25 protein-coding genes are annotated in these 23,068 nt (G+C 56.3%); 19 read left to right on the plus strand and 6 right to left on the minus strand.

What is annotated here, in order from left to right; genetic code table 11:
• Nucleotides 1-173: 173 nt before the first annotated feature.
• Together H7848_RS14565 and H7848_RS14570 are read right to left on the minus strand one after the other, a co-directional pair.
• A complete protein-coding gene (locus H7848_RS14565; RefSeq protein ID WP_208352840.1) occupies nucleotides 174-917 on the minus strand; it encodes a DsbA family protein in 744 nt (247 codons plus the stop codon).
• Nucleotides 914-2,254: a M48 family metalloprotease gene (locus H7848_RS14570; protein WP_208352843.1), complete on the minus strand. Its 1,341-nt coding sequence runs from the start codon at nucleotides 2,252-2,254 to the stop codon at nucleotides 914-916. The genes H7848_RS14565 and H7848_RS14570 overlap by 4 nt, the downstream gene beginning before the upstream one ends.
• Before the next feature lie 55 nt (nucleotides 2,255-2,309).
• Here H7848_RS14570 and H7848_RS14575 point away from each other — a divergent pair, with 55 nt between their 5' ends.
• The 6 genes from H7848_RS14575 to H7848_RS14600 all read left to right on the plus strand — a co-directional run bounded on the left by H7848_RS14575 (nucleotide 2,310) and on the right by H7848_RS14600 (nucleotide 10,469).
• Nucleotides 2,310-3,452, plus strand: a complete 1,143-nt coding sequence (locus H7848_RS14575; RefSeq protein WP_208352846.1) for a pyridoxal phosphate-dependent aminotransferase — start codon at nucleotides 2,310-2,312, stop codon at nucleotides 3,450-3,452.
• Nucleotides 3,453-3,696: 244 nt separating this feature from the next.
• Nucleotides 3,697-4,173: a hypothetical protein gene (locus H7848_RS14580; RefSeq protein WP_208352849.1), complete on the plus strand. Its 477-nt coding sequence runs from the start codon at nucleotides 3,697-3,699 to the stop codon at nucleotides 4,171-4,173.
• Nucleotides 4,174-4,339: 166 nt separating this feature from the next.
• Nucleotides 4,340-5,530 carry an N-acetylmuramoyl-L-alanine amidase gene (locus H7848_RS14585; RefSeq protein ID WP_237072764.1) on the plus strand — a complete coding sequence of 397 codons (1,191 nt, stop codon included), beginning with the start codon at nucleotides 4,340-4,342 and terminating at the stop codon, nucleotides 5,528-5,530.
• Between the two features lie 121 nt (nucleotides 5,531-5,651).
• Nucleotides 5,652-8,204 (plus strand): penicillin-binding protein 1A, encoded by a 2,553-nt coding sequence (locus H7848_RS14590; protein WP_208352851.1) that lies wholly within the window; start codon nucleotides 5,652-5,654, stop codon nucleotides 8,202-8,204.
• A 58-nt stretch (nucleotides 8,205-8,262) separates the two neighbouring features.
• Nucleotides 8,263-9,393 (plus strand): peptide chain release factor 2, encoded by a 1,131-nt coding sequence (prfB, locus tag H7848_RS14595; RefSeq protein WP_208352852.1) that lies wholly within the window; start codon nucleotides 8,263-8,265, stop codon nucleotides 9,391-9,393.
• A gap of 113 nt (nucleotides 9,394-9,506) precedes the next feature.
• Nucleotides 9,507-10,469 carry an MBL fold metallo-hydrolase gene (locus H7848_RS14600; protein WP_208352854.1) on the plus strand — a complete coding sequence of 321 codons (963 nt, stop codon included), beginning with the start codon at nucleotides 9,507-9,509 and terminating at the stop codon, nucleotides 10,467-10,469.
• Between the two features lie 8 nt (nucleotides 10,470-10,477).
• On the opposite strand, the gene H7848_RS14605 is transcribed toward H7848_RS14600, so the two are convergent.
• The gene (locus H7848_RS14605; protein WP_237072765.1) at nucleotides 10,478-10,939 is read right to left on the minus strand and encodes a hypothetical protein; all 462 of its coding nucleotides are present in this window, start codon (nucleotides 10,937-10,939) and stop codon (nucleotides 10,478-10,480) included.
• 141 nt (nucleotides 10,940-11,080) lie between these two features.
• Between H7848_RS14605 and H7848_RS14610 the strand changes: the two genes are divergently transcribed.
• The 10 genes from H7848_RS14610 (at nucleotide 11,081) to H7848_RS14655 (ending at nucleotide 18,554) form a co-directional block, all read left to right on the plus strand.
• Nucleotides 11,081-11,515 carry a SufE family protein gene (locus tag H7848_RS14610; RefSeq protein WP_208352856.1) on the plus strand — a complete coding sequence of 145 codons (435 nt, stop codon included), beginning with the start codon at nucleotides 11,081-11,083 and terminating at the stop codon, nucleotides 11,513-11,515.
• A gap of 27 nt (nucleotides 11,516-11,542) precedes the next feature.
• Nucleotides 11,543-12,214, plus strand: coding sequence for a Crp/Fnr family transcriptional regulator (locus H7848_RS14615; RefSeq protein WP_208352858.1), 672 nt, complete (start codon nucleotides 11,543-11,545; stop codon nucleotides 12,212-12,214).
• Between the two features lie 275 nt (nucleotides 12,215-12,489).
• Nucleotides 12,490-12,705 (plus strand): YgaP family membrane protein, encoded by a 216-nt coding sequence (locus H7848_RS14620; RefSeq protein ID WP_208352860.1) that lies wholly within the window; start codon nucleotides 12,490-12,492, stop codon nucleotides 12,703-12,705.
• Nucleotides 12,705-13,136 (plus strand): YeeE/YedE family protein, encoded by a 432-nt coding sequence (locus H7848_RS14625; protein ID WP_208352862.1) that lies wholly within the window; start codon nucleotides 12,705-12,707, stop codon nucleotides 13,134-13,136. Before H7848_RS14620 ends, H7848_RS14625 begins: the two co-directional genes overlap by 1 nt.
• Before the next feature lie 3 nt (nucleotides 13,137-13,139).
• Nucleotides 13,140-13,577, plus strand: coding sequence for a DUF6691 family protein (locus H7848_RS14630; protein ID WP_208352864.1), 438 nt, complete (start codon nucleotides 13,140-13,142; stop codon nucleotides 13,575-13,577).
• A gap of 13 nt (nucleotides 13,578-13,590) precedes the next feature.
• Nucleotides 13,591-14,472: an MBL fold metallo-hydrolase gene (locus H7848_RS14635; RefSeq protein WP_208352866.1), complete on the plus strand. Its 882-nt coding sequence runs from the start codon at nucleotides 13,591-13,593 to the stop codon at nucleotides 14,470-14,472.
• A gap of 148 nt (nucleotides 14,473-14,620) precedes the next feature.
• Entirely contained in the window at nucleotides 14,621-15,067 is a 447-nt protein-coding gene (locus H7848_RS14640; protein WP_237072766.1) for a hypothetical protein, read from the plus strand.
• Nucleotides 15,064-16,314, plus strand: a complete 1,251-nt coding sequence (locus tag H7848_RS14645) for a relaxase/mobilization nuclease domain-containing protein (RefSeq protein WP_208352868.1) — start codon at nucleotides 15,064-15,066, stop codon at nucleotides 16,312-16,314. The genes H7848_RS14640 and H7848_RS14645 overlap by 4 nt, the downstream gene beginning before the upstream one ends.
• Before the next feature lie 40 nt (nucleotides 16,315-16,354).
• Nucleotides 16,355-17,851 carry a type IV secretory system conjugative DNA transfer family protein gene (locus tag H7848_RS14650; protein ID WP_208352869.1) on the plus strand — a complete coding sequence of 499 codons (1,497 nt, stop codon included), beginning with the start codon at nucleotides 16,355-16,357 and terminating at the stop codon, nucleotides 17,849-17,851.
• Nucleotides 17,838-18,554 (plus strand): hypothetical protein, encoded by a 717-nt coding sequence (locus H7848_RS14655; protein ID WP_208352870.1) that lies wholly within the window; start codon nucleotides 17,838-17,840, stop codon nucleotides 18,552-18,554. Before H7848_RS14650 ends, H7848_RS14655 begins: the two co-directional genes overlap by 14 nt.
• 34 nt (nucleotides 18,555-18,588) lie before the next feature.
• Here H7848_RS14655 and H7848_RS14660 read toward each other — a convergent pair whose 3' ends face one another.
• The 3 genes from H7848_RS14660 to H7848_RS14670 form a co-directional block, all read right to left on the minus strand.
• The gene (locus H7848_RS14660) at nucleotides 18,589-19,098 is read right to left on the minus strand and encodes a hypothetical protein (RefSeq protein WP_208352871.1); all 510 of its coding nucleotides are present in this window, start codon (nucleotides 19,096-19,098) and stop codon (nucleotides 18,589-18,591) included.
• A gap of 40 nt (nucleotides 19,099-19,138) precedes the next feature.
• On the minus strand, nucleotides 19,139-19,474 hold the full coding sequence (locus tag H7848_RS14665; protein WP_208352873.1) for a hypothetical protein: 336 nt from the start codon (nucleotides 19,472-19,474) through the stop codon (nucleotides 19,139-19,141).
• A 61-nt stretch (nucleotides 19,475-19,535) separates the two neighbouring features.
• Nucleotides 19,536-20,054, minus strand: coding sequence for a recombinase family protein (locus tag H7848_RS14670; RefSeq protein ID WP_237072767.1), 519 nt, complete (start codon nucleotides 20,052-20,054; stop codon nucleotides 19,536-19,538).
• 188 nt (nucleotides 20,055-20,242) lie between these two features.
• Here H7848_RS14670 and H7848_RS14675 point away from each other — a divergent pair, with 188 nt between their 5' ends.
• From H7848_RS14675 to H7848_RS14685, 3 genes are all read left to right on the plus strand, one after another.
• On the plus strand, nucleotides 20,243-21,418 hold the full coding sequence (locus H7848_RS14675; RefSeq protein ID WP_208352876.1) for a hypothetical protein: 1,176 nt from the start codon (nucleotides 20,243-20,245) through the stop codon (nucleotides 21,416-21,418).
• Between the two features lie 40 nt (nucleotides 21,419-21,458).
• Entirely contained in the window at nucleotides 21,459-21,632 is a 174-nt protein-coding gene (locus tag H7848_RS14680) for a hypothetical protein (protein ID WP_208352878.1), read from the plus strand.
• A gap of 359 nt (nucleotides 21,633-21,991) precedes the next feature.
• Nucleotides 21,992-22,903 carry a formylglycine-generating enzyme family protein gene (locus H7848_RS14685; protein WP_272874414.1) on the plus strand — a complete coding sequence of 304 codons (912 nt, stop codon included), beginning with the start codon at nucleotides 21,992-21,994 and terminating at the stop codon, nucleotides 22,901-22,903.
• Nucleotides 22,904-23,068: the final 165 nt, after the last annotated feature.

Genomic DNA, 23,068 nt, shown 5'->3' on the forward strand with positions numbered 1-23,068 from the left:
GGCTTATCTTTGTACCGTTGTTTTCAAAGCAGCCATTTGTGGTCCGCCCACAAATGTCCGAAAAATCCGCACAGTAGACACATCTATTAAGGCTTACAGACTGGGCGTGTGTGTTTGGGTGTTTAGCGGTGGAGGTCCCGGATCGGGTCCGGGACTGCTCAGATGGTGGGATGTTAGTTTGCGCGGACGTCCTGGACGATGTTTCGCATGTCTTCCAGGGGCAGGTAGCCGCGCAGCATTTCGTCTTCGACGATGAACGTGGGTGTGCCGCTGATGCCCATGGTCTGGGCCAGGGCGCGGTTTTCGGCGATGACCTGCGTGACCTGATCACTGCCCATCCGTTCGGTCACGGCCATCGGGTCAAGGTTCAGTTCCTGCGCCAGACGGGTGATCGACGCCGCGGTCAGGTCGTTGCGCATGGTGATCAGGGTGTCGTGGGCCTGCTTATACGCCTCGGGCCCGCCCAGTTGCAGGGTGGCGATGGCGAAGCGGGATGAGATTTCGGACTGTTCGCCCAGGATCGGGAATTCCTTGATCACCAGGCGGATGTTGCCGTCGGTTTCGACCAGTTCGGTGACCTCGCTGTGGGCGCGGCGGCAGAAGCCGCAGCGGTAGTCGATGAATTCGACCATGGTCACGTCACCTTCGGGGTTGCCGCCGACCCAGGAATGGTCGTCGCCAAAGATCGCCTCGGCGTTGGCGCTGATCATTTCCTGATCCTGGGCGGCCTGGGCGATGGCCTGGCGGTTTTCCAGTTCCTGCACGACTTCGGACAGCACCTCGGGGTTTTCCAGCAGATAGCTGCGGACCGCCTGACCGAAGGCATCGCGTTCGGCGTCGGTCATGTTGTCGAGGTCCAGCGCCTGGGCGGGCAGGGCCAGCGTCAGGGCGGTCAGGGGGGCGTAAAGGTATCTCATCCGCGGTTCCTTTGTTTTTCGGCGGCACTGGCGGCACGAAGCACATCCATCGCGCGTTGCCAAGAGGCAGATCCATTGGGCAACAGGTCCGAGGCGCGCTTGGCGTGCACGCTGGCATCACGCATCCGGCCTTGCAGGGCATAGCGTTCAGCGGTGGCCAGCGACGCCATGCCGTTTTGTCCGGTTTTGGCATAGGCCACGGCCAGATCGCGCAGCACACGGGCATTATAGGGATCGCGTGAGCGGGATTTTTCCAGCACGGACAGGGCATTGCGCACGCTGTCGCGGGTGTCAATGGCCAGCAGGGTGCGGCCATAGCCCGCCAGGATCAGCGGCTGGTTGGGCGACAGATCGACGGCGCGGCGATAGGATTGCGCGGCGGCGTTGAACTGACGATTATCGTGCAGGATCAGGCCTTTCAGTTCGTGGGCGTAAGGATTACGCGGGTTTTTCGCGATCAGCTTGTCAATTTCGGCCACGGCGCGGCGGGCATCGGGTTGCAGGTGATAGGCCACGGCGCGGCGCATGGTCGACACGTTATCGGTCTGGTTGCGCACCTTGCGCAGGGTCCATCTGGACGACCGTTTGAAGGCAGACAGTTTGCCCTGGACGACGTTGAACCAATATTGTGCCTCGCGGGTTGTTTCGAACCGCCCTTCATAGGCGGCGACGGCGGCTTTGACATCGCGAATTCGGGCGCTGTTCAGCGGGTGTGTGCGCGAATAGGGGTCCTGACGGCCTGCGCTTAGGGCTTCTTGCCCGCGAAAAATTTCCAACAGGCTGATATTGGCGGTCGGATCGATGCCGGCGGCCACCATGTAACGGATGCCCGCGCGATCGGCCGAGCTTTCTTCGTTCCGGGTATGGGCCAGAAAGACACGGTTTGCGCTGGAACTGGCCCCGACGGCAAAACCACCTGCCGCATCGGGGTCGGCCCCTGCTGCACCGGCGGCCACCGCCAGGCCAAGGGCCGCGGCCGAGATCATGCGGGAATTGCGAAAGTTCTGTACGCGGCGGGTCAGGTGGCCGTTGGCGATATGGGCGGCCTCATGTGCGATGACGGCCTGCAGTTCCTCGGGCCGTTCCAGGCGCATCACAAGACCGCTGTGCAGAAAGATCGCGCGTCCGTCGATGACAAAGGCGTTCAGGCTTTCATCATCAATCAGCACGATCTTGACGCTGCTGGGGTTCAGACCGGCGGCCAGCAGAATGGGGCGGGCCAGTTCATCCAGGCCCCGCTCGACCTCGGCATCGCGCAGGAAGGTGACGCTGCGCGCCATGGCGGTGGTGGCCAGCGTTGTGAATATCAAAAAGAGAATGATGAAAAATCTGTGCATTGACGTTGCCGTACCCTGCTGCTTGAAGCTGTAGACCCAGTTTAAGAGGTGACGCATGAGAAACTCAACCCGTGGCGATGTCGATGCCTTTATTGTGATGGATGTCATGCAGGCCGCGGCAAGGGCCGAGGCCGCGGGGCGCCATATTATTCATATGGAGGTCGGCCAGCCCGGCACAGGCGCGCCCAAGGCGGCGGTGCAGGCGGTTGAGGCCGCGATGGGGCAGGGCGCGATGGGCTATACCGTGGCGCTTGGGTTGCCGGTGCTGCGGGACCGGATCGCGCAGATTTATCAGGACTGGTATGGGGTTACGGTCGACCCTGCGCGCATTATCGTGACGCCCGGATCGTCGGGTGCGTTCATTCTGGCGTTTTCGGCGCTGTTTGATGCAGGCGATCGTGTTGGGGTGGGCGAACCCGGTTATCCGTCCTATCGGCAGATTTTGAAGGCGATGAGCCTGGTGCCCGTGGGCCTGCAATGTTCGGCAGAAAACCGCTATCAGCCGGTGCCGGATCAGATCAGGGGGCAGGATCTGGCGGGGTTGATGGTGGCCTCACCGGCTAATCCGTCGGGGACAATGTTGTCATCAGGTGATCTGACCGGGCTGATCCAGGTCTGTCAGGCGCAGGGGACCAGTTTCATCAGTGATGAGATTTACCATGGCATCCAATATAATCGCAAAGCCGTCAGCGCGCTGGAAATCAGCGATGACGTCTATGTAATCAATTCGTTTTCCAAGTATTTCAGCATGACCGGCTGGCGTGTGGGCTGGATGGTGGTGCCGCCGGATCACGTTCGTCAGGTGGAACGGCTGGCCCAGAACATGTTCATCTGTGCGCCGCACGTGTCGCAACTGGCCGCCCTGGCCGCGATGGACGCGCAGGATGAATTGCAGGCCAATCTGGCGGTTTATGCCGAAAACCGGCGATTGTTGCTGGACGAGCTGCCAAAGATCGGCTTCGACAAGATCGCCCCACCCGATGGGGCGTTTTACGTCTATGCCGATGTCAGCGCGATGACCGATGACAGTCTGGGTTTCGCCGCCGAGATTTTGGAACAGGCCGGTGTTGCCGTGACCCCCGGCCTGGATTTCGACCCGGTGCGCGGCGGTCAGACTCTGCGGTTTTCCTACGCCGGATCGACCGAGGATATGCGTGAGGGATTGAGCCGGTTGCGTGCGTTCATGCACGCACGCTGAATATCTTTTCTAAGATTGCGACTACAGCATAAATCTGCCCATATTGTCACTTTTCGGCGACAGGGCCCATGGCAACATGTTGGGGGCGCTTGCCTTTATGAGCAAGGTCCTGACTTGGTGCGTCCAGGGGCAGCCACAGGGGGACAGGAATTTGGGGTTCAGAATTTGCTATTTGGCCAGCAGGGCCGAACCGAAACAGTTGGTTCATGCACTTGGACTAGAGATTGAGGGATCAGCTGACGAAATGCCAGTCGACAATTGGTGGGTCGCGCGGCTGACCAAAAGCGGCTGGACCGTTTTATGGTCGGAAGATCAGGGGTTTGGTCAAGCGTCGTCAGATAAGATCGCAGAGCAGCTATATGATTTTCAGACCTATATCTGCGAGGTCAATGAAACCGTCATGCACAGTTCCGCTGAATTCTGGCATCGGGGCGAACAAATCTGGAAGATGTCGCATGATGGAAGCGACTCTGACCGTCGGAATTTAAGTGAAACGGGTACCCTGCCTGACGGCTATAAGCAGATCAGGAAAAAGCATTTTGCGCTTCAGGATGCCGACGTCGAAAATGTTGATCACATCTTTGATATTCCCCTGAACCTGGCCGCTTTGGATATCGGTTTCAGACATGAGGAATATCTGGAAGAGGGCGATGTGGACCAGTTTCTTGTACTGACTGCTCCGAAAAAGAAGGGCTTTCTGTCCCGCATTTTCGGAGCCTGACACCAGCGCCGCCTGATCCGTTTTGCGCGGCCAAAACAAAAGAAAACAGGCCAATGGGGCAGGTATGACAGTGCGACGTTACGGCTTTGCGCGTGACGAACCTGTGATGAATTCCGGTTTTATGTCGGTTGGTTTTGGTGTATCCAATCAAAAAAAGAGCAGTGGAATGATCAAGCAGGTTTTTCTGGCTTTTGTAGCCTGTCTAGGTGTTGCCAGTGCCGCCTGGGCGCAGGATGTGCCGCAGACGGCGCGGGTCGATGTGGCCAGAAGCAGTATTTCCGACACCCGCGATGGGCTGAATGTAGCGTTGCATCTGGACCGCGCGGTGCCGTATCGCGCCTTTACACTGGACGATCCGCGACGGCTGGTGTTGGATTTTCGGTCGCTGGACTGGACGGGGGTTCGTCCGGCGGTGGTGTTGAACGCTGATAACGCCCGCAATCTGCGCTTTGGTCGGATTGGCGATGGCTGGTCGCGGATGATCCTTGATTTGGCGCAACCGATGGTCGTGGACCACGCGACCCTGCGTGGGGGGCTTCTGGACGTTGATCTGAAAGCTGTGGATCAGGCGACGTTTGCCCTGGCCTCGAACGTGCCTGAGGGCTTGGATTGGCAGATCGATGCACCGCTTCGGACCGTGGTGTCCGATGACAACCGGTTGATCGTCATGTTGGATCCAGGGCACGGCGGTATTGATCCCGGTGCCATGGTGGGCGGTTTGGTTGAGGCCGATCTTATGCTGGAATTTGCCCGCGAACTGCGCGCCATGTTGACCCAGACAGGACAGGTCGATGTGGTGTTGACGCGCGATGCGGATGTGTTTGTGCCGCTGGGCGCACGGATTTCAGCGGCGCATCGGGCGCGGGCGGATCTGTTTATCTCGCTCCACGCCGATGTTCTGCCCGAAGGCCAGGCGCGGGGGGCTACGGTCTATACGCTGGCCAAAACGGCGTCAGATACCGCATCGGCCCTGTTGGCGCAGCGCCATGATCGCGCAGATTTGATCGCGGGTGTAGACCTTAGCGCGCAGGACGATCAGATCGCCATGGTGCTGATGGATATCGCCCGGCTGGAAACGGACCCGCGGTCGGTGCATCTGGCGCAAACGCTGGTCAAGGGGTTGGACAAACACGCAGGGCCCATCAATTCGCGGCCGCATCGTCAGGCGGGGTTCAACGTGCTGAAAGCGGCCGATATCCCGTCTGTGTTGATCGAACTGGGCTTCATGTCCGACGCAACCGACCGCAAGCGCCTGCAATCGCCCGAATGGCGCGCCAAGGCCGCACGTGGTATAACCGAGGCGATCCTGCTGTGGCAGCATGGCGATCAGGCGCGCGCGCGTCTTGTGCGGAACTGATGAAAGGTGTTGCGGGTTTGCCGAAAACAGGTGCGTTCGGCGAAAAATAGCTTGAGCTGCCTTTTGACCCCGAAGCGCAAGCCGCGTATATAGAACAGGCAAAATCCGGAGACTTGACCCCGTGCTTAGATTTATAACTTCATTCCTCGGCGCGATATTTACGATGCTGACGCTTGGTGCGGTTTTTGTCGCGCTGGCCATCGGTGGCGTGTTCTGGATTTACAGCCATGATCTGCCCAGCCACGAAAGTCTGGCGCAGTACACACCCAAGACGATCAGCCGGATTTATTCGGGCGAAGGTCGGATCATCGACGAATTCGCCAATGAGCGGCGTTTGTTTGCATCTTCGGAAGAAATCCCTGAACTGGTCAAACAGGCCTTTATTTCGGCTGAGGACAAGAATTTCTACACCCATTCAGGTTACGACACCCGCGGTATGGCGGCGGCCTTTGTCGATGCGGTGAAATCGCGCGGTGAAAACCTGCGCGGTGCGTCGACGATCACGCAGCAGGTGACCAAGAATATCCTTTTGTCCAGCGACCGCACGGCCGAGCGTAAGATCAAGGAACTGATCCTGGCCAATCGGATTGATCAGGCGCTTGAGAAGGAAGAGGTTCTGGAAATCTATCTGAATGAGATTTTCCTGGGCCAGAATTCCTATGGTGTTGCGGCTGCGGCGCAGACCTATTTCAATAAGCCCCTGCGTGACCTGACGATTGAGGAAGCCGCCTATCTGGCCGTGCTGCCAAAGGCGCCGTCGCGGTATCATCCGGTCCGTCAAATGGACCGGGCCGTTGCACGACGCAATTTCGTTCTGCGTGAGATGAACGAAAACGGGCATATCACCGATGAAGAATACCAAGTGGCGCTGGCCGCACCGTTGAAGACCGTCCAGAACGGTGACTTCGAGCCTTTCAAGGCCAGCCTGCCGCCACGGGATTATTTCACTGATGAAATTCGGCGTCAGCTGAGCCAGGATTTCGGGGAAGAAGAATTCTTTTCCGGTGGTCTGAGCGTCCGTGCCACCGTTGAGCCTGAGATGCAGCTTGAAGCGGCGCGTGCCTTGCGTACGGCGCTTGAGAAATACGATCGCGACCAGGGCGTCTGGCGCGGGTCCGGCAAAACGCTGGATGTTGCATTGCTGGACGACGAACAGAAATGGCGCGAGGCCCTGGCCGAGGTAGAGATCGCCCGTGACGTCGAACTGGTGCATCCCTGGTATCCAGCCGTTGTGTTGCGGGTTGGCAATAATGATGCCCGTATCGGGATCGAAGGCGTCCCCGATGATGAGGACGGCCACTGGATTCCCGCGAAAGATGTGCAGTGGGCGCGCAAACAACGCGAAGACGGGTCGCTTGCCCGTCAGGCACGTGTGGCCGGTGATCTGCTTGAGGTGGGTGATATTGTTCACGTCCGTCAGATCACGCGCGATGACGATGGCAGCTTTGTCCGCTGGTCGCTGCGTCAGGTGCCCGAGGTGCAGGGCGGCTTTATGGCCATGGATGTGCATACCGGCCGTGTGATTGCGATGCAGGGTGGATTTTCTTATCAGCATTCGGTCTTTAACCGCGCCACGCAGGCGCTGCGCCAACCCGGTTCGGCCTTCAAGCCCTTTGTGTATGCGGCGGCGCTGGACAGTGGCTATACACCCGCGACGATCGTGGTGGATGCCCCGATCGAAATCGACACGCCAGAAGGCCTCTGGCGGCCCAAGAACTCAACCAGTCGTTTTTATGGGCCGACGCCTCTGCGTACCGGGATCGAATGGTCGCGTAACCTGATGACCATCCGCCTGGCTGAAGAGGTCACGATGGACACGGTGTCCTATTATGCCGAACGCTTTGGTGTTTATGACAATATGGACCGGTTCCTGTCGAATTCGCTGGGTGCGGATGAAACGACATTATTCCGCATGGTGGCGGCCTATGCCATGTTTGCCAATGGCGGCGAACGCGTGCATCCAACGCTGGTTGACCGGGTGCAGGACCGTTACGGGCGCACGATTTATCGCCATGATCAGCGGACCTGCGAAGACTGCGATGTGGCCTCTTTGACGCCGGGATATGCGCCGCACATCTATTCGAACCGCAGACAGGTGATTGATGCGATCACGGCCTATCAGCTGACCTCGATGATGGAAGGTGTCGTTCAGCGCGGGACGGCCAGCCGCACCGTGAACCTGCCTGTGCCCACAGCGGGCAAAACGGGCACGACGAATGATGCCAGGGATGTCTGGTTTGTCGGCTTTACCTCAAATATCGTGGCAGGCTGCTATATCGGATATGATCGTCCGCAGCCCCTGGGCGAAGAGGCCGGGGGCGGATCAATGTGTGGCCCCGTCTTTAACGACTTTATGTTGAAGGCTGTCGAGAAATATGGCGGCAGTGAATTTCAGGTGCCCCCCGGCGGCCGCTTTATCAAGATTGACCGGTTCACCGGTGCACGCCTGCCCGACAGTGCCTATGGCGATAATGTTGTGGCCGAATACTTCCGTGACGGGGAAGAGCCTGTCTTTAACGTGATCTTCGACGGCGGCTTTGCGATGGGAAGCGATCTGCCGATGGTTCAGGAAGACACTGGATCGCGTCAGCAGGTGACGACGGCCACCGGCGGCACAGCGATTGTGACACCCAATGCCAGTGCAGGTGCCTTGCAATCCGGCGGCCTTTATTAACTTGTCGACCGTTTCGGCCTGCGGTATCAGACGCCCCTGATCATGGTAGGAGCGTTTGATGCGGGCCGAGGTCCAGAACACCGTCAGTGAAATTGAAAAATCGTTAGAGCTGCTGCGCCAGCGGATGGATTATGACACCGCTCAGCACCGGCTTGAAGAATTCAATGCGCGCACCGAAGACCCCGATTTGTGGAATGACCCCACCAAGGCGCAAAAGCTGATGCGGGAACGCCAGATGCTGGTCGATGCGCTGGACACCTATGAAAGCATCTCGCGTGATTTGTCGGACAATGTCGAACTGATCGAACTGGGCGAGATGGAAGGTGACGCCGACGTCGTGGCCGAGGCCGAGGATGCCATCCGCAAACTGAAAGACAAAGCCGCCGAAAAAGAGCTGGAAGCGCTGCTGGATGGCGAGGCTGATGGGAACGACACGTTCCTTGAGATCAACGCAGGCGCGGGCGGCACCGAAAGCTGTGACTGGGCCAATATGCTGGCGCGGATGTATGTCCGTTGGGCCGAGAAAAAGGGCTATAGCGTCGAGTTGCAGTCCGAGACACCGGGCGAAGAGGCCGGGATCAAATCTGTGGCCTATAAGATCAGCGGCACCAACGCCTATGGCTGGCTGAAATCCGAAAGCGGCGTGCACCGGCTGGTGCGGATTTCGCCCTTTGACAGCAACGCCAAGCGGCACACGTCGTTTAGCTCGGTCTGGGTCTATCCGGTGGTCGATGACAATATCGAGATTGAGGTGAACCCCGCCGATATCCGCGTTGATACCTACCGGTCCTCGGGCGCGGGCGGTCAGCATGTGAACACCACCGACTCGGCCGTGCGGATCACCCATGTGCCCACAGGTATCGTCGTGACCAGTTCGGAAAAATCCCAGCACCAGAACCGCGATATCGCGATGAAGGCCCTGAAATCGCGCCTGTATCAGATGGAGCTGGACCGCCGTAACGCCAGCATTCAGGAAGCCCATGAAAACAAGGGCGATGCGGGCTGGGGCAATCAGATCAGGTCTTACGTGCTGCAGCCCTATCAGATGGTGAAGGACCTGCGGACTAAGGTTGAAACCTCGGACACGTCCGGCGTTCTGGATGGTGATCTGGACCAGTTCATGGCAGCAACTCTGGCGATGGATGTCGCGGGCAAAAGCCGGGCCGAGGCGGCGGAAGAAGACCTGTAAGGGGGCCGTTGCGCGGCGCGCTCTGGACATTTCCGACGGACTGGCAGAACATTTGTGCCATCTGGTCGCAATCTGCCCGAATGTCATCATTCGCCTGCCGAAGGAGCACCCCCATGAAACGTCGTGATTTTCTGATAACTGCACCTGCATTCACTGCTGGAACACTGACCCTTGGGGCCGCGCCATCCATTCTGCGCGCGCAGACCGCCGGTGGCGTGACACAAGTGACCGCCGCCCAACGGTTTCGGTTGGGTGAAATGATGATCACGGCCCTATCCGACGGCTATCTGCAATTTGGACCGGATCTGCTGCAAGGCATTGATGCGGCGGGCTTTAATGACCTTGTGCAGCAGGCCTATCGCGATCCGGCCAATTATCTGGGGGCCGTGAACGCCTTTGCCGTGGAAACAGGGGATGAGCTGTGGCTGATCGATGTTGGCACCGGTGTGGGTATCTTTGAAACCCTTGGCGTGCTGCCGGTTAACCTGGCCGCTGCAGGCTATACCCCTGATCAGGTGACGCGCATTCTGGCCACGCATCTGCATCCCGACCATATTGGCGGGGCTGTTGCCGATGGTGCGGCGCTGTTTCCCAATGCGGTTTTGCATGTGGCCGAAGCTGACCGCGCCTTTTGGACCGACACAACGATCCGTGATCAGTCGCCCGAGGGGATAAGGGGGTTCTTTGATCTGGCAATGGCAGCCGTGGGCCTTTATCAGGACCGGACGCAGGTTTTTGAGGGCGAGGCCGATTTGGTCAGTGGTGTCACCTCGGTCCCGCTGCCGGGGCACACGCCAGGGCATATGGGCTTTATGCTGGAAAGCGCGGGCGAAAGCCTGTTGGTGGTGGGCGATATCCTGCATGTCCCCGCCATTCAGCTTGCCCGGCCCGATGTCACTATCGCTTTTGACGTCAATCAGGATGCGGCACGGGCCAGCCGGATGGATTTGTTCGGCCGGGTCGCAGACACCGGGCAGATGATCGCGGGGATGCATCTGCCGTTTCCCGGTATCGGGTACATTGAGACGGCGGGCGAGGGGTATCGTTGGGTGCCGGCCGGATGGCAGTATTTTTAGGTAATACTCTAACGCCGGGCAGTTTGGGCGTTTTGCTGGCCGACCACGCGGATCACGCGGACGCCTGCAAGCCGCTGGTCGGTGACAAAACGACCCACGACAACCTCACGTGAGGCTTGGGTGCCAACCGCCGCGCGCTCAATCGGGGGAACGACGCGGAAATCATAGGTCAGAACGCCATCCTGAATGGTCTGCCGCGGGATCAGTTCACCGGCGAAATAACCCTGGGTCGGGGGCAGGCCAACGGCACGGATTACAGCGCCGCCGGGGGCGCGGTCAACCTGCAGCGATACGATCTGATTGACCAAGGGGCGGGGGTCCTGCGGCACCTCGGCCTGGGCTGTCTGGTCCATGGTTTCGTCCTGCGTATTGCCGAACCAATTCATGGGATTGATGCGACTTTCGCGGACCGTTGCGCAGCCCGCCAGAACCAGTGAAAGACTCAGGATGGCAAAGACTGAAGCGCGCATGAAACCTCCGATCGAAATACTTGTGCACGGGTGGCGTATCCTATCCGTTCGGCATTGAAAAGATGTTCTGAACAGGTCGTTGCACTGGACCTTTGCGGCAGGGGGGCCTAACTGTCATCCAGATGAACAGGAGCACGACCAATGGCCGCTGAAGCCTTTGAAGACATCGCTGAAACCTTTGACTTTCTGGATGATTGGGAAGATCGCTATCGCCATGTGATCGAACTGGGCAAGGCGATGGACCCGCTTGAGGACGCATTCCGTGTCCCCGCCACCAAGGTTGAAGGCTGTGCCAGTCAGGTCTGGCTGGTGCCCGAGATCACCGATGCCGACGGCGGGCAGGTTTTCGCCTTTCGCGGTGACAGCGATGCGATGATCGTGCGCGGCCTGATCGCCATTCTGCGGGCGCTTTACAGCGGATTGCCATTGTCCGAGGTGCCCAAGGTCGATGCAGCCGCAGAGCTGGCCCGGTTGGGCCTGAATGATCATCTGTCGGCGCAGCGGTCGAATGGGCTGCGGGCGATGATTGAACGGATCAGAACCGTGGCCGCCACCGAACTGCACCAACGCGCCTGAACGGGCAGTCTGATGGGGCAACCGGGCATGGAAACGCCAGATCAATGGGTTGAGCGTTTTCCGGGGCTGTCGCGGCTTGAGCCGCAGGTAAAAGAGTTGCTGCTGACCGAAAGCAAGATGATCGACGTGCCGCAGGGCACGATGATTTTCGGCCCCGGTCATTCGCCCGAAAACATGCTGTTTTTGCTTGAGGGCACCGTGCGGGTGCAGCAGGTGTCTGACACGGGGCATGAAATTGTGCTGTATCGGATCGAAGCCGGTCAGAGCTGTGTTCTGACGACGGCCTGTCTGCTGGCCTATGATGATTATTCAGCCGAAGGCATTGCCGAGACGCCGGTCAAGGCCGCGGCCGTGCCCCGCGCGGTGTTTGACGATCTGGTGGCGCAGTCGAAGTCCTTCCGTGATTTTGTGTTTGCCGCGTTTTCCAAGCGTATCACCGATCTGTTTTTGGTGATTGATGAGGTGGCCTTTCAAAGGATGGACGTGCGCCTGGCGGATAAACTGATCAAGCTGGCCGATGCCGACGGGGTCATCAAGACGACCCATCAGATGCTGTCCGTCGAACTGGGCACCGCGCGCGAAGTTGTCTCGCGCCAGTTGCAGGAATTTCAAAGACGCGGTTGGGTCCAGCAGGGCAGGGGCAGCATAACGCTGCTGGACCGCGTGCAACTGCAACGTTTGGCTGATCATCATGGCTAAAGTTTCGAACTAAAGTGCTGAATGAAAGCGGTAAACAAATCCGCCCGGTGGGCACCACCGGGCCGCGCCGACCCGCCCCGTCACGCCAAAGGCGTGCTTCCATCACGACGCGGCGCGATTGCGCCGCCCTCGGGCCGGCGCTACCCTGCGATACTGATTTCATAGTTCTGAATAAGTGTTTGCTACTACAGTTCACTGCCTTTGGTGACTATGTCACCGAAGATTACGGCCGGGCCCGCTATGTTTGGTCTGTTGAAAAACGAAGGGGCTGCGATATGACTGTAAATGTTGGTACATTGGACCGGGTATTCCGGTTTATCCTGGGGGCCGTCTTGCTGGTGATGCCGTTCGTCAGTGGTTTGACGCTTTATTCATCGATGGCGGCGACAGTGATTTCGGTTGCTGCGGGGATCATTCTGGTTGCAACCTGGGCCCTGCGGTTTTGCCCGCTTTATCTTCTATTCGGTATTCGAACGTGCAAGGTGTCGTGATGGAAACGGTCTTTACTCCGCTTCAATCCCTGGCCGGTGGTGCGTTGATCGGCGCGGCCGCTGTTTTGCTGATGGCCACCCTGGGGCGCATTATGGGGGCGACGGGTATTGTGGCGGGCCTGCTGCAACCCGCCAATTTGTCTGACTGGTCGTGGCGTGCCGCTGTTTTGGCTGGGATGATCAGTGGCCCCGTCGCCATTATGTTCGTAACGGGGCAGTTGCCCGCCGTTCAGGTGCCTGTCTCGACGCCTATGCTGCTGGTCGGTGGCTTTATTGTGGGGCTAGGCGTGACGTTCGGGTCTGGTTGCACATCGGGTCACGGCGTCTGCGGAATGGCGCGTCTTTCGCCAAGGTCCATTGTGGCCACAGTGACATTTATGCTGACAACCGGTATCACCGTCTTCGTGATCCGCCATCTGATCGGAGGATAACCCATGCGCCTGATCCTGTCTTATGTCATCGGTTTGATCTTTGGTGTCGGCATATCGATTTCCGGCATGGCGAACCCGGCCAAGGTGTTGAATTTCTTTGATATCGCCGGAACATGGGACCCCAGCCTGGCCTTTGTCATGGGTGGTGCGCTGGCGGTGACATTCGTGGGGTATCGCTTTGTGCTAAGACGCCCGTCACCATTGCTGGCATCCGGCTTTCAACTGCCGACGCGCCGTGATCTGGATCTGCCGCTGATCGCAGGATCTGCGATATTCGGTGTCGGTTGGGGCATCGCCGGGTTCTGCCCTGGCGGCGCCTTGCCTGCTTTGGGCACGGGTCGCTCTGAGGTCTTTATCTTCGTCGGGGCTTTACTGGCAGGGATCATTGCGGCCAAGATACTTCAGGCGGCGCTGGCCGCCCGCCGACAGACCCCCGCATAAGGAGGACAACGCCATGACCTATCCCATCGATATGACTGTGCGGCCGGATGTGTCGGGCCATTTTGACGAAGCCACGAACACGATCAGCTACATCGTCAAGGATCCCTCCAGCCCCCATTGCGCTATTATCGACAGCGTGATGGACATCGATTATGCGGCGGGGCGCATCACCTATGATCACGCCGATGCCCTGATTGCCGAAACCAGGGATCGCGGCCTGACGCTGGATTGGATCATCGAAACCCACGTACACGCCGACCACCTGTCGGCCGCGCCCTATATTCAGGACAGACTGGGCGGCAGGATCGGTATCGGCGCGAAGATCATGGTCGTGCAGGACACCTTCGGCAAGGTCTTCAACGAAGGCACCGAGTTTCAGCGGGATGGGTCCCAATTCGATCAGCTGTTTGAGGACGGCGATACCTATCAGATCGGCACGATGCAGGCTTTCGCCATCTACACGCCCGGCCACACCCCCGCCTGCATGGTGCATGTGATGGGCGATGCAGCCTTTGTCGGCGATACGCTGTTCATGCCTGACGGTGGCTCGGCCCGCGCGGATTTTCCCGGTGGCGATGCGGGGCAGCTTTACGACAGCATCCAGAAGGTGCTGGCGCTGCCCGATGACATGCGGCTGTTCATGTGCCATGATTATGGCCCGAACGGGCGGGATATTCAGTGGGAAACGACGGTCGCCGACGAGAAAGCCAACAACATCCACGTGGGCGGCGGGAAGACCAAGGAAGACTTCGTCAAGTTCCGCACCGAACGCGACGCGACCCTGGCGATGCCCAAACTGATCATCCCGTCCCTGCAAGTCAACATGCGCGCCGGCGAAGTGCCCAAGGACAAGGACGGCCGCCCGATGCTGAAAGTCCCTGTGAACGGGTTGTAGCTTAGATCAACCTAAGTGGCGCAAACAGCAGTTGTAACTGTCTGGCGGACATAGCGCCATTAAGTTCGAACACTTTGTTTGAGGAATTGTCCGACTGGAATGATCAATTGGCGCCGTTTCGGGATGAACTATTGCGGGGGCCGAAACCATGAGATCGCACACTCATGAACCCGGTCAAAACAACGCACCTAGTTCCAACCGCAAGAAACGTCCTGCGCCGTTTTCGCTGCGCCTGACGGAAGACGAACGGACGGTCCTGGAGCGGAAGGCGGGGTCTTTGCCTCTGGCAGCCTATGTGAAGTCGGTGGTGTTAGCTGAGGAAGCGCCAACCTATCGTAAACGGCGCAGAGGTCCTGAGGCAGATCAACAGCTGCTGGCACATATCCTGGCGCGACTGGGGGCGAATGACACCCACCGCAGCTTGCAGCAGATCGCGCAAGCCGCGCAGGATGGAACCTTGTTGTTGGATGACGCAACCAAGGAAGCCCTGACCGTCGCGATTGCTGAGGTGGCGTGGATGCGGGTGACGCTGATGCAGGCGTTCGGAATGAAAACAACGGATGTTGCTGGTGCGGACTTGGAGGACAGATCATGATCCTCAAAGGGTCGCAACGCGGTGGGGCCAAACAATTGGCCGATCACCTGACGAATACACGTGACAATGATCATGTTAACATCCTAGAGTTGAGAGGATTCGTCTCGGATCACTTACACGGTGCTTTGTTGGAAACCCATGCCATTTCGAAAGCCACCCGTTGTCAGCAATTCATGTTTTCGCTCAGCCTTAATCCACCGCAAAACCATACTGCCTCGGAACAGGATTTCCTGAACGCTGCAGACCGTGCTGAAGAGAAACTGGGCCTGGGTGGTCAGCCCCGTGCCATCATCGTTCATGAGAAGGACGGCAGACGTCATGCCCATGTGGTGTGGTCGCGCATTGATGCGGATGAGCTGAAAGCGATCAACCTGCCGCATTTCAAGACCAAGCTACGGGATTTGTCCCGTGATCTGTTCCTCGATCATGGCTGGGCACTGCCTGATGGGTTGGCGACCTATGGCAACAAATCACCGCTCAACTTCACCCTGGAGGAATGGCAGCAGGCCAAACGACAAGGCATTGATCCCCGAGAGATCAAACAGACCTTCCAACGGGCTTGGGAGCGCTGTGACAGACAGATCGGCTTTAAGAATGCCTTGGAAGAGCGCGGGTATTTCCTCGCCAAAGGCGACCGGCGCGGCTTCGTCGCCCTGGATGTCGATGGTAATGTCTACGCCATCGCCAAATGGACAGGCCTGAAGGCCAAAGAGGTCAAAGCCAAACTTGGATCACCCGACAATCTGCCATCGGTTGATGACACCAAATCCACTATTCGATCCAAAGTCACCGATCAGATACGGGGGTACATCAATCAAATCAAAGATCGCCATGACCGTGATCTTGAGCCGCTGCGGGCTGAACATCGGGCCATGACCAAAGCCCACCGCGCGGAACGCCAACGTTTCAAAGACGGTCAGGACAAGCGATGGGTCGAAGAAACCAAAACCAGGTCAGATCGCTTGAACAAAGGACTTCGGGGTTTGTTTGACCGGATAACGGGCACCCACAAAGCGATGCAAAAGCGCAATGAAGTGGAAGCCCTGCAATGCGCGCGGCGAGATCAGAAACAACGTGACAGGCTCGTCATCGCGCAGATGAGCGAGCGGCGTGAGTTACAAAGGCGCTTTAAAGACCTCAAGGCACGCCAGCGGCAAGATCGGGCGGAATTCGAAACACTGAGGAAGCAAGCGCAGGGCATTGCGCACCGCCGTTCCCGTGCGCGCGTAAAGGGATTGGAAATCTGAGACATGAGCAGTCACCAACCATCAGCAAAGTGGAGGACGAATGAGATTTGAAAACCTACCAAGGGGACGCCCAGGTACCATTGCCGAAACGGGTACAGCACCTCGCGCATTGTGGTTGGATCCCCAGATTCTGAAAAGAGAAGAGTTTTGGGCTTTCGATACCAGCAAGATATTCCTCGGAACGGTGGACGATCAAGCTGTAGGTATCAAGGACAACCGGCATCTTTTGACGATAGCGGGATCAAGAACTGGCAAAGGTACATCGGCCATTATTCCAAATCTATTGTTGTATGAGGGCTCAGTCCTGGTAATCGACCCTAAAGGCGAGAACGCAACCTTGTCGGCTGATCGGCGCGGCCATGGGTATGGTGTACCCAGTGGTGGTATAGGGCAGGATGTCTTTGTCATCGACGCCTTTGGAATTGCCAATGTTGCTGAAGACTATCGTGCCGGTTTCAATCCGATAGACGGACTAGACCCAAAAAGTGATGACTTCATTGATGAATGCGACGCTATTGCCGATGCATTGGTGGTTCCAGAACCGGGCAAGGAAAACGATCACTGGATATCGTCAGCACGATTGATTCTTCGAGGATTCATTGCATGGGTAGCGATCTCAGATGCCCCTGAAACCCGAACCTTGCTTGAGGTGCAGCGGCTGCTATTCCTGCCAATGGGTATTGATGGAGAAGCTGGTCCCTTTGACCTGCAGCTTGCCCGCATGATGCGAGCTGGGAATGATGAGGAAACCTTACCCGCTCATGGCGTTCCCTTTGAAGCTGCGTCTGCCCTCGCTGGGATGAGTGATAGAGAGTTGAGCGGTGTCCTTTCCACTATCAGACAGCACATTGCATTTCTGTCGTCGCCTCCAATGGCCGGTATTCTAAGAGGAGGGCAGCGATCTTTGGACCTGAAGAATTGGAAGAACGGTCGATGCTCTGTCTATCTTTGCCTGCCTGCGGCGCGGCTCCACCGGCATTTCCGATTTTTTAGATTATTTATTAACCGGCTTTTGGGTGCCATTGAGAGGAACCAAGATGTGCCTGACATCCCGGCGCTGATGATCCTCGATGAAATGCATGTCCTTGGGTACATGAAAGCGTTGGAAACCGCCGCAGGGCTTATTGCAGGCTATGGTGTACGAATTTGGTCAATCTGGCAAGACCTGTCTCAACTCAAACACATATACGGTGATCGATGGGAAACGTTTCTGGGCAACGCGTCTGTATTCCAAACATTCGGCCTCAATGACATGACATCATTGAAATATGTGTCAGAGCGCTTGGGAACGAGTTCAACCCTTTCGATTTCCCAAGGTGAACAGTCAACCGAACAAGCCGCAACTGGTTTCAGTGGACAGTCGAAGTCGCTTCAGGCGAACGCGTTGTTAGCACCGGAAGAAATTGCGTATTTCTTCTCCAGGCAATCCGGAAATCAACTGATCATCTACCCTGGTGCTGACCCAGTTTTCATGAAGCGCCTTCCATACACCGACCCATTTTTCGAACATATGAGAAAGCATGATGACCAACACTGAAACAAACACGTCCTCGGCTAAGACTGTAGGGCTGGAAACAATAAGCAACACACCGCTATCGTTTGATAAGGTCGATGTGAAACCGCGTGAAATGCCGAACGGCGCTAAAATACACGCTGCCCAGAATGGTAGTGATGAAACAATCGAGGTTTCACTGCCAACACATATCCGAACATGGTGGATTCTGCCTTACGTGCTGGCTCCATTTTTGCTCTACATCGCCATTGTCCTTGGTGGAATTTGGGGCATTGTCGAAGACAGCTGGACACAAGATAATTTTGGTAGAAGCGTCTATAATGAAGCCTATTTCACTTTCCAGCCAATGATCACCTTAATCATCGTTTTTTCTGGTTTGCTTTTTCTGCTGTATTGGCTGCTCAATCCGCGAACGCGGATAATAATTACCTCTGAGGTAATCACAATCGGGAGATATTGCTTCGATCGAAAGCATACTGGCGGGATGCGCCTGGGGTATTCTGTGCAGTGCGACGGTGAGACGCCGCTTATGTTCAAAAATAGACAAATGGTTTTTGCCGGACTTCGGATGTCCTATGGCCCCTGGGGAGAAGATCTACCCTACATGGTGAACAAGTACCATGGCGCCGAGTATGTTATGTGGTTAAATGGTTTGATTGCAAACGCCAAAATGTCAGACATCATTGATGAGACGGTCCAGAGAGGGCACCGCGAACAGCTTTTTTAGCTGGGGCAAACCCACCGAACTCATCACAGAACTGCTAACGCCCTTTTCCACGGTCTTTGTCCCTTGATTGTTGGCGCGCTTTAGCTATTTCATCAGCTTTGGCCTTTTCCCAGTCCTCTTGCGAGATCATTTCACCAAACTGGCTAAAATATGCATCAACTTCAGGGTCCCCAGTTTTAATGAAGGTCTCATTTGTCCGGGTGTCAGGGTCGTTCATCTTCTCGACGCTAGCATCGACGGGCCCCTTCAACTCGCTTTCTGTGACGAGCCTATAGCCTTTGGCTTCAGAGTCGGCGTCAACCTCAGGGTCACCTGTCCTAATCGCGAGCGGTCTATCGTCATCATGCCTTCTCCGGTCATTTGACATATCATCTTCCTCAGGTGACGCGGCCCAGAATTCATCATCAGGTTCAAACTCAATGATAATTTTCTCGCTTCCAATCCCCCTTGGCGTCAGACCATTGCGTTTTGCTCGCCTCGGTTTGTATTCGGGTGAAGTATTGCCTTTGCGGGAATAATCATTTTCGTCATCATCTTCTGACATGCAAAATCTTTTCTCTGACTGGTTGTATTCTAGAGATAGCTCACACGTCAGCCTGTTGCAACTGTTCTGGCGTAGCAGGTAGTATCCATGGGGGCCTTGTTTGACCACGCTTTTCTCTGCGAATGAACCTTGAGAAGACAGCACGCTTGAACATGTTGTCAAAAGACTTCTGCTCGCTCGGAACATACAGTTTTTCGCATTCCAACATCCATTCAGCTGTTGGCCAATTAGTTTCTTCGTCCAACCAATCAACATAAGCCCAATAAAAATGTTCCATCGTCACCGTAAAGGGTGCCCCCATTGAGTCGACGAATTGTCGGGCCATTTCCTCGAAAGGGTCTTCTTCGTTGTACATCCACCAATTATCAGAACGCATAGTGTATTATATCGTAAAAACTCATTTAATTCCATATTTTTAAACACTTAAACACAGAGCGTCATCGAAGTCTGTGCCCTTTACGACATGGTCTCCCAACACGCACACCCCTAGCTTTGGCCGCTCTCATACCTGCCTTGGTGCGTTCTGAAATCAGGCTGCGTTCATATTCTGCAAAGACCGCGAGTTGGCCAAAGATCATCCGGCCCACCGCGGTGCTGGTATCGATGCCTTGCGTCAGGGCGGTGAAGTGAATGCCACGGGTTTGCAGCGTTTCCAGGATTTGTAACAGATGGATCGTTGAACGACCCAAGCGGTCCAGTTTCCAGACCACCAATGTGTCTCCAGCGCGCAGTTCTGCCATCAACCGATCCAACCCCGCCCGTACAGTCAGTGCCCCCGAAAGGCCATGGTCTTTGAAGATCAGATCACACTGTGCCGCTTTCAGCGCATCAATCTGCAAATCTTCTGACTGATCCGCGTCTGAAACACGCACATACCCAATCTTTCGACCTGCTGGCTTTCGTTTGCCCATTCTCAAAGTCTGAACCGATTCATACATCACGCAATCTTTAATCATGGCGCATTTTCCTCTTTCCAAAAGGGATCCCTTTTGAAACCGCCGTGAGTGGGGTGTTGAACGGCCCAACTCCGCCGAAAAAACTGTGGAAAACCAGGCACCGGGGACAAAAGCGAAGCGGATATGCTAGCCCTATCAAAAGGGATCCCTTTTGAAGCCCGCGCCACCGCTCAAAAAGGACCCCCTTGATGCTTGCACATCCCGTTCTCACCCCCGCCCTGAGTGCCCTCAGCCTTGCCATGATGCTTGGTCTGGCGGAGGCAGAACGGCCCGTTCAAACGCTTGATCAGATTGAGGGGCACTGGGAGGGCCGTGTGAAGACCAGTGGCATCGGCGGGCATCTGGATCTGAGCTTGCAGGTCACAGATCAAGGCGCGCTGCTCAATGTCAAACGCCTGACCGTCAACTGTGACTATGTGATCGCCCCTGGGGGATCAGAAGCAGGACAGTTCCAGGCCTTCGTCATTCAGGACCGCAATGGCAATTGTCGCAATGATCAGATGGTATTGCAGACAACAGAGGCTGGTCTCACCCTGGAACTGGTGGACCAATGGCAAGGCACAAAGGGGCAGCTGACCCAGGTCAACGGTCCATCCCATGGGTCCCGGGTCTTTCCGGACCCAGCTATTCGCGGGGTGACCCTGGGCACGCCCTTGGGGGATCTGGACCAGTTCGTGCCTGAGGGTGCAAGCATCAGTATTGCCAAATCCTCCCGCCGTGTGGTCCGTGGCGCACGGCAACTTGACGGGCGCTACCGTCAGATCACCGTGCCCTATAGCGAGAGTGAGTTCCGCGATTACAGCCAAGACAATCTGGGGTTATATCATGTGCCCGGCGATGCCAATACAGGTGTGATGGTGATCACGCGGTTTTATGCGCCGTCACCGCTGAATGCCCCAACCGCAGAGGCTTTTACCACGGCGCTGATCACCACCTATGGCACCCCCGCTAATCAAGACACAAGCAGCCGCCGGAAATCCTATGACTGGCACTTTGACCTAGAAGGGCAACTTGCCACAGGTGCTGTTCTGGAGCGCTGTCAACGGCGTGTCAAAAGCAGTGGCCCACGGCGCATGGTGGCCATGCGCTTTAGTGCGCTGGAGTTTCTCAGCAGTGGCCGCGCCCGCGCGGGCAGCGGGGCCTTCACACCGATCTTACAGCCCCGCCATGGCTGTGGGTATTCTCTGAGTTATACCATCCTAGCTCGCGCCGATGGCAGCCTGGAAAACGCCCAAGCGATCTTCTTTGACCACCAGGCACTGGCCACAGAAATGTGGTCAGACGTCCGTGAAGACCTTCAGGATGATATCACGCGCGCACTGGCCCGTCTCAACGCGGCCGCCACAACCACACCGGAACTCTAAGCCTCAACCCCACCGAGCCAAACAGAAAGGAGTGCTCACGATGACCAATACGAACGATCCTTACAAAACCAACGGCCAGAACACCCACGCGGGCTCCACCAATCAGGGCCGCGATGAGGCCCAGAAAGGCTGGCAACCCTCCCCGCAACAACCCGGGGAAAGTGCTATCTCATATCAGACACGGATGAATGCGTATAATCAGAATAAGAGTTGATCTAGCGTCTAACATCGGAAGATCGTTGCGTGTGCTTTGTGACGGTCTTTTCTTGTTAAGTAATCGAACCTAGTAGGTGTGTTGCAGGAAAGATGCGGTCAGGCGCGAACGGCATAATTAAATATTTGTTAACCTTCAGACATTGACAGTTTTCAACCCATGGTATCTCAAGGTAACAGAAAGTTGATCTACGCTTTGTGGAGCTGAGAATTTCCTATGCTCTTGATATATAAATACAATACAGAAGACAGCTAGTGCATCTTCGTTTAAATATAATGACTATACTTGTGGTATTCCTTGCAGTGCCAATCAAGTCTGAGTCATTGGACGCCTTCCGCGACTGCGATGTCTGCCCCGAGATGATCGAACTGCCCATGGGCGACTTTATCATGGGGGCGTATGAGGATGAATTACGGTCAAAGGTCGGTTGGAGAGGTGGGAAACTTGTTCCCGTAGAGCCGGAAGAGCGTATTAGAAACACACCTGGGGAAGGTCCTCAGCACAAGGTCAAAGTCGACATTCCTATCGCGATGGGCCGCAACGAAGTCACCTATGACGAATGGATGGCTTGCGTTGATGATGGCGGATGTGGGGGTGTTGTCCCTCAGCAATATACGCTTGGGGCTGGTAAGATCGAAGAAGTCTTGCGATCATTGAATGATCCAACTTTAAGCCGGTTCGCTTCTGAAGAGAATATCGCCAAAGCTCTTCAAAATCGCAGAAGACTGCCACTAAGTGGCAGATATCCGGTCATGTATGTCTCAGTTTTGGATGCAAAAGCTTATACCGATTGGCTGAACCAAAAGCTGGACACTGATGCCTATCGCCTGCCCACTGAAGCAGAATGGGAATATGCAGCACGCGCAGGCACGACAACGCGGTTTGCGCAAGGCGATGAGATCACATCTGATCAGGCAAATTTCAATGGCGAAGCCACTGAATATGAATTGCAGGAAAACCGTCCTGATCTGCGCACCCGTGGTTATCCGGTGCTGGTTGATGAACTGGATGCTGCAAACCCATGGGGATTGCGACACATGTCAGGAAACATCGGTGAGATGACGCTGTCTTGCTACACACGACGGTATCAAGGTTGGTCAACGACCAGTGAATGGCTTGAAAAAAGCGTTCGAGACAGTTGCGAAAGAGTAATGCGCGGCGGGAATTACATTTTCGATATGGATGCTGCACGGGTGGCAAGGCGCATAGGCCGTGACGAAACATATGCAACAAATTTCTACGGCTTCAGGGTCGTGAAAGAATTAGACTAAAATAAAGGGCTGATATAGTGGCTGGACACAATACTACGACTAGGAATGAATTTATTACAGGGGCATGGAGTTGGAGTGGAACTGATATAACCGTTCCTGTTGGGTTTGGTGGAGTAAACCATGAAGTTACTCTGAGAAACGCGTCGATAATGGGTGGGGAATCTG

The organism is Pseudaestuariivita rosea (assembly GCF_017592335.1).
In the GTDB taxonomy this organism is placed as follows: Bacteria; Pseudomonadota; Alphaproteobacteria; order Rhodobacterales; family Rhodobacteraceae; genus Parasulfitobacter; species Parasulfitobacter rosea.